This is a genomic window from Alkaliphilus metalliredigens QYMF (assembly GCF_000016985.1).
In the GTDB taxonomy this organism is placed as follows: domain Bacteria; phylum Bacillota; class Clostridia; order Peptostreptococcales; family Natronincolaceae; genus Alkaliphilus_A; species Alkaliphilus_A metalliredigens.
Genome location: NC_009633.1, coordinates 140,116 through 153,367, shown reverse-complemented (window position 1 = coordinate 153,367; position 13,252 = coordinate 140,116). Strand labels below are relative to the sequence as shown.

General features: G+C 36.2%; 16 protein-coding genes. 5 read left to right on the top strand and 11 right to left on the bottom strand.

Annotation, left to right across the window (positions count from 1 at the left end; genetic code table 11):
* Nucleotides 1-89: 89 nt before the first annotated feature.
* Nucleotides 90-1,121: a 3D domain-containing protein gene (locus tag AMET_RS00745; RefSeq protein ID WP_011971284.1), complete on the bottom strand. Its 1,032-nt coding sequence runs from the start codon at nucleotides 1,119-1,121 to the stop codon at nucleotides 90-92.
* A 428-nt stretch (nucleotides 1,122-1,549) separates the two neighbouring features.
* Between AMET_RS00745 and AMET_RS00740 the strand changes: the two genes are divergently transcribed.
* Entirely contained in the window at nucleotides 1,550-2,578 is a 1,029-nt protein-coding gene (locus AMET_RS00740; RefSeq protein WP_011971283.1) for a CAP domain-containing protein, read from the top strand.
* A gap of 178 nt (nucleotides 2,579-2,756) precedes the next feature.
* Here the strand turns inward: AMET_RS00740 and AMET_RS00735 are convergent, their stop codons facing one another.
* The 10 genes from AMET_RS00735 to AMET_RS26390 form a co-directional block, all read right to left on the bottom strand.
* Nucleotides 2,757-3,560 carry a hypothetical protein gene (locus AMET_RS00735; RefSeq protein WP_011971282.1) on the bottom strand — a complete coding sequence of 268 codons (804 nt, stop codon included), beginning with the start codon at nucleotides 3,558-3,560 and terminating at the stop codon, nucleotides 2,757-2,759.
* Complete coding sequence (locus AMET_RS00730; protein ID WP_011971281.1) at nucleotides 3,547-4,248, bottom strand: ABC transporter ATP-binding protein; 702 nt, start codon at nucleotides 4,246-4,248, stop codon at nucleotides 3,547-3,549. Before AMET_RS00730 ends, AMET_RS00735 begins: the two co-directional genes overlap by 14 nt.
* Nucleotides 4,245-4,619 (bottom strand): GntR family transcriptional regulator, encoded by a 375-nt coding sequence (locus AMET_RS00725; protein ID WP_011971280.1) that lies wholly within the window; start codon nucleotides 4,617-4,619, stop codon nucleotides 4,245-4,247. The genes AMET_RS00730 and AMET_RS00725 overlap by 4 nt, the downstream gene beginning before the upstream one ends.
* 300 nt (nucleotides 4,620-4,919) lie before the next feature.
* Nucleotides 4,920-6,176 (bottom strand): UV DNA damage repair endonuclease UvsE, encoded by a 1,257-nt coding sequence (gene uvsE / locus AMET_RS00720; protein WP_011971279.1) that lies wholly within the window; start codon nucleotides 6,174-6,176, stop codon nucleotides 4,920-4,922.
* A gap of 107 nt (nucleotides 6,177-6,283) precedes the next feature.
* Nucleotides 6,284-8,650 (bottom strand): heavy metal translocating P-type ATPase, encoded by a 2,367-nt coding sequence (locus AMET_RS00715; RefSeq protein ID WP_011971278.1) that lies wholly within the window; start codon nucleotides 8,648-8,650, stop codon nucleotides 6,284-6,286.
* A 13-nt stretch (nucleotides 8,651-8,663) separates the two neighbouring features.
* Nucleotides 8,664-9,032: an ArsR/SmtB family transcription factor gene (locus AMET_RS00710; RefSeq protein ID WP_011971277.1), complete on the bottom strand. Its 369-nt coding sequence runs from the start codon at nucleotides 9,030-9,032 to the stop codon at nucleotides 8,664-8,666.
* A 222-nt stretch (nucleotides 9,033-9,254) separates the two neighbouring features.
* Entirely contained in the window at nucleotides 9,255-9,776 is a 522-nt protein-coding gene (locus AMET_RS00705) for a hypothetical protein (protein ID WP_011971276.1), read from the bottom strand.
* A 108-nt stretch (nucleotides 9,777-9,884) separates the two neighbouring features.
* Nucleotides 9,885-10,658, bottom strand: a complete 774-nt coding sequence (locus AMET_RS00700; RefSeq protein WP_011971275.1) for an REP-associated tyrosine transposase — start codon at nucleotides 10,656-10,658, stop codon at nucleotides 9,885-9,887.
* Nucleotides 10,659-10,707: 49 nt separating this feature from the next.
* Nucleotides 10,708-10,917: a hypothetical protein gene (locus AMET_RS00695; RefSeq protein WP_011971274.1), complete on the bottom strand. Its 210-nt coding sequence runs from the start codon at nucleotides 10,915-10,917 to the stop codon at nucleotides 10,708-10,710.
* A gap of 43 nt (nucleotides 10,918-10,960) precedes the next feature.
* Nucleotides 10,961-11,152: a hypothetical protein gene (locus tag AMET_RS26390; protein WP_242661364.1), complete on the bottom strand. Its 192-nt coding sequence runs from the start codon at nucleotides 11,150-11,152 to the stop codon at nucleotides 10,961-10,963.
* Between AMET_RS26390 and AMET_RS26385 the strand changes: the two genes are divergently transcribed.
* The 4 genes from AMET_RS26385 to AMET_RS00680 all read left to right on the top strand — a co-directional run bounded on the left by AMET_RS26385 (nucleotide 11,070) and on the right by AMET_RS00680 (nucleotide 13,240).
* Complete coding sequence (locus AMET_RS26385; protein WP_330368755.1) at nucleotides 11,070-11,429, top strand: GHKL domain-containing protein; 360 nt, start codon at nucleotides 11,070-11,072, stop codon at nucleotides 11,427-11,429. The genes AMET_RS26390 and AMET_RS26385 overlap by 83 nt on opposite strands.
* 125 nt (nucleotides 11,430-11,554) lie before the next feature.
* The gene (locus AMET_RS00685; RefSeq protein ID WP_041720175.1) at nucleotides 11,555-12,169 is read left to right on the top strand and encodes an accessory gene regulator ArgB-like protein; all 615 of its coding nucleotides are present in this window, start codon (nucleotides 11,555-11,557) and stop codon (nucleotides 12,167-12,169) included.
* Complete coding sequence (locus tag AMET_RS24700) at nucleotides 12,151-12,291, top strand: cyclic lactone autoinducer peptide (RefSeq protein ID WP_157047122.1); 141 nt, start codon at nucleotides 12,151-12,153, stop codon at nucleotides 12,289-12,291. Before AMET_RS00685 ends, AMET_RS24700 begins: the two co-directional genes overlap by 19 nt.
* Nucleotides 12,292-12,406: 115 nt before the next feature.
* On the top strand, nucleotides 12,407-13,240 hold the full coding sequence (locus AMET_RS00680) for a hypothetical protein (protein WP_011971272.1): 834 nt from the start codon (nucleotides 12,407-12,409) through the stop codon (nucleotides 13,238-13,240).
* Nucleotides 13,241-13,252: the final 12 nt, after the last annotated feature.

Genomic DNA, 13,252 nt, shown 5'->3' with positions numbered 1-13,252 from the left:
TCTTGATTATCTCCTTGAACATTTTTCTTAGTTGGTTCGTTTTTACAGAAAAAAGACCAGCATCATGTCTGGTCTTTTTTTCTTCCACCTTATTCTAACACATAAACCTTCACAGTTCTACGCCCAAAACGTAGGGCTTCACTACGACTTTCATAATACAAATCAATTTTATTTCCTTTAATGGCACCGCCGGTATCCTCTGCACTGGCATATCCGTAATTACCAGTCCCGTCGGTTGATTCAATATACAACTTTGTTCCTAATGGAATGACATTGGGATCAACAGCCACAACCCCTGGTCTTACCTGAGTTCCACTACGGGTCACTCCGTAATACTGGTCCCCGGGTCTTTTTCCTGTACTCTCATAGCCTGCATCATATGCCGTTGCTGTCATGGTGAGTGCTTTTGTATATCTACTATTTCCCCGAGAGGTAGCAATCAAGTTGGCTGTTCCTCTTTCCATGATTTCATTAACAGCTTCTGTGGTCACATATTCTTCTATGATGGATCGTTCTACTTCTTCTCCATCCTCATATCGAATCGCAATCTTCACTTCCTGCAAACCCGGCTTTCCTTCTTGCAGTTGATTCATCTTCCCATAATCCATTTCATTATTATGTTTTATTACGGTTTGATATGGAATTTCCTGGGTTTCTGCCGTGAGCTCTTCTGTTACCCTTGTGATTTTAACTGTATCCCCTTCCCCTATGCTTACGCCTAAGGGTGGTTCAACGATGTCCATGTCTTGAAGCTCTATATTGAGTGATTGTAGTAAACTTTTGACCGTCTCTACTGCTGTTATAATAGACTGTGTATTCCCTGATTCTATCAATTGAATTTCATAGGCCCTATGAATTACAATTCTTTCTCCATCCTTAACCCTCTGATTTAGCTCGGGTACAGTTCTATCTGCTTCTCCAATCTCAATTCCTTCTTTTCTCAAAACGCCTTCTACGGTTGACGCCAAGGTTGAAACCTGAATTTCCTGTCCTTCAATAGCAACCACTACTGTTTTATGTAGGCTAATCGTTCCTACTAAGATCAACAAAAGTGATCCTACAATCGCTGCAATAATGACCTTCGAATTTAAAAGTCTTTTACTGCTCTGATGACTCTCCATTCATCTTCCTCCTGTTCAAATTTTATTGGGCCTTTGGGTTGTTCGGATGAAACTCCACCAATTTTATTCTACTTGGTTGTTTTTGTCAAATTTTTGCCCTATGTGTCGAATGTGTAGAGCACTTCTACTTTTTCCATTATTTCCTCTTTTTCTCTTTTTATACTTTTCACGAAGCAATACTCTATTCTATGGGGGAACTTCCCTTAACATACACTAAACCATTCGACAATATGATCTTTTTCTTGTTTCCCAAGTCGATTTCCCGGGAAATTTCATCCTATTGTTATGATTTTGTCTTTTATTGCCCCTCATAGGAGAATTTAGAAACCACGACAGGCAGGGGATTTCAAAGCAAAAAAGTTGTAACCGTAACGTCATGATTCCCTGGTCAATAATTATAGTATAATAGAACAATAGGAGTTGGTCACATGAAGTTTTTCTTATTTTTGCTATGTATTGTCATTCTTAGTTTTGGTTTTCTTCAGTTTTTTGACCTTCCCATAGAGTTTTCTTTGGACTTTATTGTCGAACCTCAGGCTACTCCTTCGGAAGAACCTTCTTTTCCCCATGCACCAGGACCAGAGGAAATAGAGTTAGCTGCCCCTGGAGAGGACTTTGCCTTTTCCTATAGAGGAATTTCCCTTGGTACTTCCCTAGACAAGGTCCACTCTATCCTAGGAGCGCCCCACAGTATCCTTCCTAGTGAATATCCCTTCCAATGGTATATTTTTCATGAGGACTATCAACAATATGTTCAGGTAGGCATTGCTAATGGTCATGTGGTTGCGCTTTATAGTAATGATGCCCAATGGCAAAATCCATGGGCCTTTGATTTCAACACCCTCTCCACCACAGTGGAATCAGTTTTAGGCAATTCCCTTGATCGTATTCAAAAAGATAATATCATCTATCTCCTTCCGGAGGATCGCCATTATCTTCTTTTTGAAGTAGAACGTTTTTATTTAACTGTTTTTTTTGATATCCATAACAATAACCAAGTGACTTCCTTTCTTTTAATAGATCAGGAAATAGAGAATAAATATCACGCACCCCTTGACCCAGATATAGCCTTAGCCGAAGCTTACAAAGAACAGGTCTTTTATTTAACAAATGCCATTCGGGTTCGTCATGATCTACCCTTACTGACTTGGCATGAGGGAGCTGCTGTTACGGCCCTAGGCCATAGTAAGGATATGGCAGTACAAAATTTCTTTGATCACCGTAACCCACAAGGAGAAGACCCCTTCGACCGAATGGCCGCCCAAGGCATCATGTATCGTAGGGCAGGAGAAAATATTGCTGCAGGACAGCAAAATTCAATTTTTGCCCATGAGGGTTGGATGAATTCACTAGGCCATCGCCAGGCGATTTTAGGGGATTTTAATTCCCTAGGAGTTGGCGTCCACTTAGGGGGGCCATTAGACGCCTATTATACACAAAACTTTTTATCGCAATGATTTTATTTACCCTAGAAACTTTCACAGTTTCATAGCATTAACGGAGACTTATATACAGAAAAAAGCGATGAGGCTCGATACCCCATCGCTTTTTTCATTTTATCTATAACAAATCATTTTGTTTATTGTATCAAATCAAGCTTTAGTTCCACTCCCTTAGAAATAGGAAACCTTGATACTACAGTTCTACCTTACGATCATAGAGGGCTGCTGTGGCAAAGAATACCCCTGCTGAAGTGACCACAGTTATGATTGTAAATAGTAATGTATAGACGTTTAACATTGTTTCCATGGCTGTCATCATTGTGACGTCCAGTCCCATCAGCTGACTCTCTATTCGCTCCCCCATACCCTGGTCAATGAAGAAGTTGCCTATCCAATCAATGAATTTTGAATTAATCATTGATATGCCGATAAATGTAATTAAGGTGATGAGCCCTGAGAATTTCTTAAAGAGCTTACCAACAACAGCACTGAAGAATGCGAATATAATGGCCTGGTTCATGCCTAAGATGCCAAGTAGACCTATTTTCAATGCATTCCAAATTAACCTGACGCTTGTGAATTCCATTTGTATTTGTTCCAGGACATAGGATACCTCCGGGATAATGGGAATAAAGAGGGAAGCGCCTATTAGGGCAATGATACTAAGTCCTATCAATTGTGTTAATAGGGCTAATAACTTGGATAAAAAAACATCTACCCCCGTAATGGGTAAAGACATCACTAAGTACACCGTGTTTTCCTTCCACTCATTCCTAACGACGGAGAAGGCTCTAAAGAAAGTAGTGGCTACAACAAATAACAATAAGAATAAACTAAAGATAAAGCTGGCTTCTACGGGCCATCCTGTTTGGTGTTTATAAAATAGAAACGCATTGGCTCCTAAAATGAAAGTCATAATCATTAGGAGCTCGTTTTTAGCTGCTACTAATTCTTTTTTATATAAGCTATAAATCATGCCTACTCTAGATGTTTTCATTTCGATAAACCTCCTTCATCAACTCTACCAAGGATTTATTTTCTTCGCTCCGAAGGTCTTCCGCTTCTCCTTGACGAAGGATTGTTCCTTGGTGCATAAAAACCACATAGTCTAGGAGACTTTCTACTTCATGAATCTCATGGGTTGAAAGAATAATGGTTTGCTCTCCTTCGCAATAATCCTGAATAATTGTATCGATAATTTGATCTCGGGTGAATATATCAATGCCCGATAATGGTTCATCCAGTAAAACCAGCTTGGCATTTCGTGAGAACACCAATAGGAGCTTGGCCTTTGCCCTCATCCCTTTTGAGATTTTTTTTATAATCATTTGAGGTTCCAGATTTAAAAACTTCATCAGGGATTGAAACTTTTCCTCATTCCAATCATCATAGAAGCTTTTCATGAACTTTCCTGCTCCTTCAATGGTCATCCAGGGATAAAGATAGTCAATTTCCGGTAGATAGGCTAAGGTTTCCCTTGTTTCTTTAGAAGGACTCTTGCCATCAATAGTGATTTCTCCCTGATCTGGCTTATTTAATGAGGCGATCATTTTTAAAGTGGTTGACTTCCCGGAACCATTAGGCCCTAGTAATCCAATAATCTTCCCCTTAGGAAATGTCATGGTCACATTATCTACGGCTATTGTACTGCCGAATTTCTTCGTTACACCCTTAAATTCAATCATTTTTCTTCCTCCCTTACTTCTGTTTTCCATTTCTCTATTAGTTGAACCATTGCTTCTTTGCTATAGCCCAATGAATACATTTCCTCTATAAAGTGTCTTAGTAGATCTCCTGCCATTTCTTCTTGAATGACTGCTAGCATTTCTTCCTGGTTACAAATAAAGGTCCCTTGCCCTCGAATGGTTTCTACCAGTTGCATACTTTCCATCTCTCGGTAAGCCCTTTGAACTGTATTGGGGTTGACCTTCATTTGTTGAGCAAATTCTCGCTGGGAAGAAATCTTGTCTCCACCCTTTAATTCACCCCGAATTAACTGCTTTTTAATATAATCGATAATTTGTAAATAGATTGGCTTTGAATTGTTAAATTCCATCCTAGTTCCACCTCTCATTACACATCTAGCGCACTAGTTTTATAGTGCACTATTATCATAATATTTATACCCTTGTCTGTCAAGGGTTTTTTGAATTTTTTTTGGATTAAAAGAAGAGCGTCTTCGACGCTTTCGCTATGGAAACCTAGTTTCACTTCGACGACGACAAAGTCGTCTGAGCACCCTTCTGACTACGGAAGGGGAATACTTCCCCTTTCAACCCCTGTTTTTTATATAGTAGGAAAGGAAAACTTTCCTGCTATATAAAAAAGGCGCTGATCAAATTCATCAGCACCTTTTTTATAACACAAAATAATATGAACTTAAAAGATATTCTTCCTTGTATTTAACAGCTAACTTCCATAGATTTCGCTTAATGGATCTAATTGAAGTTTCTTTTTTTATAAATTTATCCATGTTCTTTAGAAATGCTTGTTTTTCTTTTTCACTTGCTACATCTTTGAAATATCCCCAAACATGCTGTGCGGCATTGACTGCATTTTCAATGGTCCGCTCTTTTTGTAAAGCTTCTTCAACTAAGGTATAAAAAGAAATTGCAGGGTACCCATCCTTATCCTTGAGTATTTTACGAATCTCCAAATAGTTTACTGGTGAGGTTTCTAAAATTGTGTATTTATACTTACTCCACTCAAGCTCAAGTGCCTTAATTTTTTTCTGTGTTGACGTGCTATTAATACATTTTACTGCTGAGAGGTTTTTGTCTTTTACTTCTAGCATCATATCAAGATCATCTCTTTTGATCTTTTGATAAAAGACCATAAACTCATTAATCCCAATACTTTCAGAATGAGATCCAGCTCTTTTTTCTGGATTCTGCTGTGAGTAATGGATTTTTTGATTCCCATCCTTTTCCTCCCATGTTTTTCTACACGCCCCGATCCAATAAAGTTCATCTCTTTCCTGGTCACTGGGGTTAATTTCATTATGGAGGTTATCAAAAATAACCGGTATATTAAGTATTGCTCCGATTTCCAATACATCACTTATGGTATAGGATTTATCATCGTTTTCTATCACAAGCCTCTTTTTAACTGCTTCCTCTAGGCTTTGGTAATTCCTTATAAATCTATCCATCGCTTCCTTTTTATCATCATAGATGCCTCCGATATGTAATACTATCTTATGCTCAGGACCTACTCCTAGACAGTCCAGTACTCTTGCATGATAATTTAAGTCTTGAATTGCCCTCTCCACAACTTCTTCTCTTGGTGAGTTTAATACGGTATATTGCCCCGGGTGCATGGAAACCCTCATACCGCTCTTTTTAATTTTTTCACCTATTTTTGAAAAATCAGATCTATACACATCCCACCAATGGAGTGTGTTCATCGGACTTGAACCAAAGGGGATTAAATCCGAGCTAATCCTAAAGAGTTTTATTTGGTTTTTGATATTATAATCAATGATATTTTCAAGAGCAGATAAATTGTAGGCGACTATTTCTGACAATCTGCTTTCACTTGCATTTTTAAGCATACAGCTTTTCTGATCGGTATTTTCAACCCCAACCGTTAAACACGCATATCCTATACTCATTTTTGCCTCCTTTCCTCTGTTAATCAGAATCTATATACACGCAATAGATACGGTGAGGGTGCTTGCAAAATGATATGCAGGCACCCTCCTTCTGTATCAACAAAATTTTATAGATTTTTTACATTTAAAACCCTCATGGCGTTAAATACTGCGATTAGTGCTACACCTACATCGGCAAATACGGCTTCCCACATGGTTGCAAGACCACCAGCTCCTAGCAGTAGAACAATCCCTTTTACTCCAAAAGCAAAGATAATGTTTTGCCATACAATACGCTTTGTTCTTTTTGCTATCTTTATGGCGCTGACTAGTTTCATTGGTTCATCAGTCATTAGGACAACATCAGCCGCTTCAATAGCTGCATCAGATCCCAATCCACCCATGGCTACACCAATATCTGCTCTAGCTAAAACCGGGGCATCATTGATCCCATCTCCAACAAAGACCAATTTCCCTTTTGGTGATTTCTGTCTATCTAATTGCTCCAGCTTCTCAACTTTTTCATCAGGTAGCAGTTCTGTGTGTACCTCATCTATGCCTAATTGCTTCGCCACTTTTATTCCTACTTGCTTGTTGTCTCCTGTAAGCATCACAATCTTTTTAACACCAATAGCCTTTAATTCTTTAATTGCACGCTGAGAATCTTCCTTTATCTCATCTGAAATAATGATAGAACCAGCAAGTTTTCCGTTAATTGCTACATATACTATGGTTCCTATAGCTTCTACTGGTTCATATGCAATTTTTTCGCTATCCATCAATTTAATGTTACCTGCTAAAATTTCCTTATCTTTGACCTTTATTTTAATACCATGCCCTGATATTTCATTATAACTTTCAATTTCTTCTTTATTTACTTCTTTTCCATAGGCCTTTAAGATAGATGTGGAGATAGGATGGTTAGAATAACTTTCGGCATAAGCCGCATATTCTAGCAGTTCTTCCTTTGAGATATTTTGCTCTACATTTATCTCCATTACCTTGAATACGCCCTTTGTCAATGTACCTGTTTTATCAAAGACTACTATATCAACACTGTTTAGGGCTTCCAGATAGTTTCCACCCTTTATGAGAATTCCGTTTTTCGATGCACCTCCAATACCCCCAAAGAACCCTAGTGGTATAGAGATTACCAATGCACAAGGGCAGGAGATTACAAGAAATACCAAGGCTCTATAAATCCATTCTGAAAAAGTAGCACCGTCAATCACAAGGGGTGGTATGATTGCTAAGGCTAGGGCTACAAATACAACTACCGGTGTATAATATCTTGCAAATTTAGTGATAAAGTTTTCTGTTGGGGCCTTTTTACTGCTTGCATTCTCTACTAACTCTAAAATCTTAGATACCGTGGATTCCCCAAATTCTTTACTCACTTTAATTGTTAATACACCGTTTTTATTAATAAATCCGCCTAATACATTGCTATCTACTTCCACTTCCCTTGGCACAGATTCACCTGTTAAAGCCGAAGTATCTACCATGGATTGTCCTTCTATCACAACACCATCAAGAGGTACTTTTTCTCCTGGTTTCACTAGAATGTGGTCACCTACAGTTACTTCTTCTGGAGAAACCTTCTTTACATCATTTCCAACCTTAAGATTAGCATAATCAGGTCGAATATCCATCAGCGCTCCGATGGATTTTCTAGAACGATTCACCGCTAACCCCTGGAAGAACTCACCTATTTGGTAGAAGAGCATTACCGCTACGCCTTCAGGGAATTCTCCGATAGCAAAGGCTCCTATTGTTGCAATACTCATTAGGAAGTTTTCATCGAAAATTTGACCTCTTCGTATATTTCTACCTGCCTTCAGTAATACTTCTCCACCTATAAGTAGATAGCTTATGAAGTACAATACAAATTCAATGGAATCTGACATTTGAAAAGCAAGTGCTATGGCATATAATATAGCCCCAATGCCCAATCGTATAAGCTCCATCTTATTGTCTCCGCCGCCGTGACTATGACCCTGTTCATCTTTCTTTCTACTTTCATCAATGACTTCAACATCAGACTCTATATGTTTTACAATAGCCGTTACTTCCTTGGTAATTCTGTGCCAATCATGTGTCTTTGCCTCAATTACTAATTTCTCCGATGTAAAATCCATATAGACACTATGGACGCCCTTTAATTCTTTTACTTTATCCTCAATTTTTGTAGCGCAGCTTACACAGGATAATCCCTTTAGCACTAAAGCTTTCTTCGATACTTTATCAATCATCTTTTCTTTTACGATGACATGGGGTTCAAATTGATTGACGATATCCTTTGCAGCTGAGACAACAGACTCCATTTTACTCTCATCATCTATTTCAATTGTCAACGTCTTCGTAACAAAATTTAAAGACACCTCTTTAACACCTACTAATTTAGCTATGGCTACTTCTATTTTAGAAGTACAACCAGCGCAGTCCATACCTTCTAGAATCAATTCTTTTTTGATTACATGGCTTACATAACTCATGTCATTTCCCCCTTTATTTATGAGCAATATGAGTATATCCTTGATCAAAAATATTTTTAACGTGCTCATCGTCCAAGGAGTAGTAGACTACTTTCCCTTCTCTTCTATACTTGGCTAATCCCGCTTGCTTCAACACCCTTAGTTGATGTGATATGGCAGATTGGTTCATGCCAAGAAGTGCAGCAATATCACACACACACATTTCTGACTCAAATAAAGCATAAATAATCTTAATTCTAGTGGTATCTCCAAATACCTTAAATAGTTCAGCGAGATCATAGAGTTTTTCTTCCTGAGGCATAGATTCTTTTACTCTATTGACAATATCCTCATGAATGATGGTGCAGTTGCAAGTATCCATTGTTATTCTTTCTTTTTCCATCAAATCAGCTCCCTTTTTTGTACATATGCTCATGTGTTCATATGTTTGATTTTATTATACTCTTATCTCATTTATTTTTCAACTAAATTTTTTTAAAAGAGCAAAAAAACAGACGAGACAAGGGGGAATGGTTCTGAGACATCAGTGTAAAAAGATGCTGATAGAATTCATCAGCATCTTTTTTATAGCGTTCTCCAGTAGCTTTTTATTTATAATGACTATTTATTTTTCATATAAAATGTTCATATCGGAATCATAAATCGTTACTTTTAGATAGTTTATTATCTTGTCACTTTCATTATTTGTATGTATTATAATTATCCCCTTATTATCTATAGGTTCTTTTACCTTTACCCCATCAGTAAATAAAATTTCCAATTCAGTTGCTTTATCTAAAACGTTATCGTCATTGATAATTACTGTAACGAATGGATTTTTACCCGATGCTACTCCTCCTAATGAAAGTGTGTTTTGTTGATAATCTTTATGTCTCATTGCTATGACTTTTCCATCATATAATTTATTATTCTGATCTCTATGCAATACATAGTGTCCAAATCCATTCTCGTTTTCATATAACACAATAGTAAAATCCTCTGCTTCTTTAATCGCTAATGCATTAACTGAATTGTCAGATATAAATTCATTCACCTGTTCTAAGCTTGGTACAGAATATTGAAGTTTTTCACCACAAGCAGCAAAGATAAATAATGCCGCTATTATTAAAATTATTCTTTTATACATACAATTCCTCCAGTTCATGGAATATTCGGGACGGTGGAATATTCGGGACGGTTCTTTTGATTACGCAATTGATGGAATATTCGGGAATATTCGGGACGGTTCTTTTGATTACGCAATTGATATCATTGTCTGTGAAACCCCTAAAAGCCTCGCCAATTGACGCTGCTTTACACCCTCTATACATTTAGCCTCTCTAATTATCTTATCTCTTTGATCTTTTGGCAAACTCTTTATTTGCGCTATATTAATTCCTGATAGTATCTTCTCAATTTCTAACCTTGCTTCTTCATCTCTAAGACTTGTAATGATAACATCATCCAGACAATTATCTTTATTTTCTTGTTCATTAAATTTCCTAAATTCTTTTATTGCACTCTCTCTATCATTTGAAAATAGTCCTAGTATTCTCTCACTATCTAATAGTCCTTGGAGATATTCTTTCTTTCCATAGTATCCTGAACAACTACTCCACTTCCAATCTACAGGCTTACTTACAAGTCCAGCTTTTACTGGATTTTGATGTATATACCGGATTACTGTTATCAGATATTCATCACTTTCCACATTCTCACTTCTAAACCTGTCTTGAAACAAATGCCCTGTTGTATCATATTTCTGATGGTAATACCCTACAAAGCTTACACCTATTCTCTTCATAGTTGTCGCAAGTTCCTCTTTACCTTCTTGAATGAGTAAATGCATGTGATTATTCATCAAGCACCAACCATATATCTTAATTTCTGTCTTCACTTTATATCTGTCTAATATTTCAAGAAATCTTAGACAGTCCTGCTCATCATGAAATATCTCCTGTCTATTTGCTCCTCTAATCATCACATGATATATACCGCTTTTGCTTTTCTCTCTGGCAGTTCGTGGCATATTGATTGCTCCTTTACCTTTTTTCCTAATTATACTACTTTATCATTGCTTAATCAAAAGAACCGTCCCTATTATTCGCCTGATTATTCATCAAGCAGCAATCATATATCTTAATTTCTGTCTTCACTTTATATATTTCTAATATTTCAAGGAATCTTAGACAGTCCTGCTCATCATGAAAGATCTCTTGTCTATTTGCTCCTCTAATCATCACATGATATATACCACTTTTATTTTTCTCTCTGGCAGTTCGTGGCATATCGATTGCTCCTTTACCTTTTTTCCTAATTATACTACTTTAATCATTGAGTAATCAAAAGAACCGTCCCTGTTATTCTCAGGCACCCAATCATTGCTGCATTAATTAATGTCAAAAGAGAGAGGGTATTCAGAGAAAAAATAGACTTTAGTATTGATATAGATGTCCCTAATACTCTTTCAATAGATGATGTTGACTTATCAATCATTCTTGGTAATTCACTTGATAATGCCATTGAAGCATGTACTGCCTCAAACTCAACAAACCTAGCAATTGATTTAAAGATGTATGTTAACGAAGTATATCTTATTATAAAAATATTAAATGCTAAGCCTACCACATATACGCTAAGCAATGAAAGTATAGATGAGTCCTTCACAACTAAGAAAGATAAAGAAAATCATGGTTTGGGTTTAAAAAATATCCAAACAACAATTGCGCAATATGATGGATTGATAAACTTAAAAGATCAAGGGGATACTGTGGAGATACAAATAGCAATACCTAAATAGCAAAAGATGACCTATCTAGGTCATCTTTTGCTATTTAGGCCGTTTTTCCCACCACTTATGCTATATGTATTGCTTTTAAAACTGCTTACATGCTATATTGTGTTTAAAAGTTAAGGAAGATGAAAATGATTAATAAACTTGCCACATACACCGTGAATAAAATGAATGAGACAATTACCATTGACAAGGAAAAAATAGATTTTTATATCTATGGAACTGAGTTATTTATAATTACATTAATAAAAGGTATAGGATTAATTTTAATCGCCTCGATTCTTGGATTATTGACAGAAGCTCTAATATTTATTTTAGCCTTTAGTATTTTGAGGATTCAAGCAGGAGGAATCCATGCTAATTCTTTTTGGAAATGTTTCTTGTTAACAGATATGATTACATTTACCGCTATTTATTTAGTATATTTAATACCTAGTAACTCTATGCTGACTTTTCAAGCTTTTTTTTCGTTTTTTTCTATACTGTTAGTTCTCTATTATGCTCCTGTTGAATCTCCTAACAAGCCTTTGACATCTCATGAAAAGAGGATATACAAAGATAGAAGTTGTTTTATAGTATTAATTGGAATCGTAATTACTTTAACAATAAGTTGGATAAGTCCTTATCATTCGATGTATGGATTGATTTTTTCATTAGGTTTCTTCTGCGAAGGCATTACTTTGGTGCCAGCATTTCAAAGAAGACTTTATAAACTAAAAATAAGAAAGTGGAGGTGTTTGGATTGAAGTTTACTGGTATTGCAATGAGTTGGTTAGCTGTTATTGTAGTTGCATTCGCTGAAGTTGGCAGTAATATCAATTGTATTGGATTTTTGTATCAGCCGAAGTTTCCGCAAAAGAAAGAATAGGGTGAATTTACTTGGTAAAAGTTATTGGATATCTATTACTACACAGCAAGTAGCTTTTTTAGATATTTAAAAGCAATTCTTGCATAAGTTAATAATTTGAGAGGAGTGTCAACAAATGAAAAAAACGCCTGTTTTAATCATGATGCTTGTAACGCTATTTAGTATTTTAACTATCGGATCGGTAAGTGCAATACAAGACTCTACCAAAGAAATAAGTCAGGATGTTGTGTATGACTATAATTTGCTTCAAGAACATTATGAAAGGTCAAACAATAAAGCACTTGAATATATTTTAGAAAATAAAACGATAGAAGGAATAAACACTTTTAGAACTTCAGAATATGATCTGTATGTACAAGGGGTTAAAAATAATGAGATTCATATAAATGGAGTAACGACAGATAGCATCGAGTTAGTAGAAGTTATAGATGATATATTTATTGATAGTGCATATTCTACTATATACATTTACTCTGATAGTAGTTTTATAATTGAAAGTATGAAGTTTATAGACACATCTAACGATAAAATCATTGAAGCAACTGTAGCCGATATTTCTGTGAATTCAGCAGATTCTTCATACACATATGTTGTTGAAGATTTTGATATCCCCAATAGAACTCCAATTAGGGCAGAAGCATGGTATACGGTGAACCTAGGACTAGTCAAGTTCCAATTAAATACTTTTATCGATGTAGAAGATGTAAGCACGGTTAATGTAGCGTATCACAATACAAATGGGTCATATAGTGCTTCGCCTACTCTGGACTTGGTGGAACAATCTTCTAGAGAATTAAATGATAATAATTTAAGTAACGTGTGCTTTACTGAAGGACTGTACACTTTAAGAGGTGGTTTTAACAGCTTAAGTGACAGTTATATACAAAAGGCAATTGTATTAGAAAATAGCCGCCTTTTAGTAACTTCTTATCTTTATTTTGATCAGTAATTTAAAGGAGGG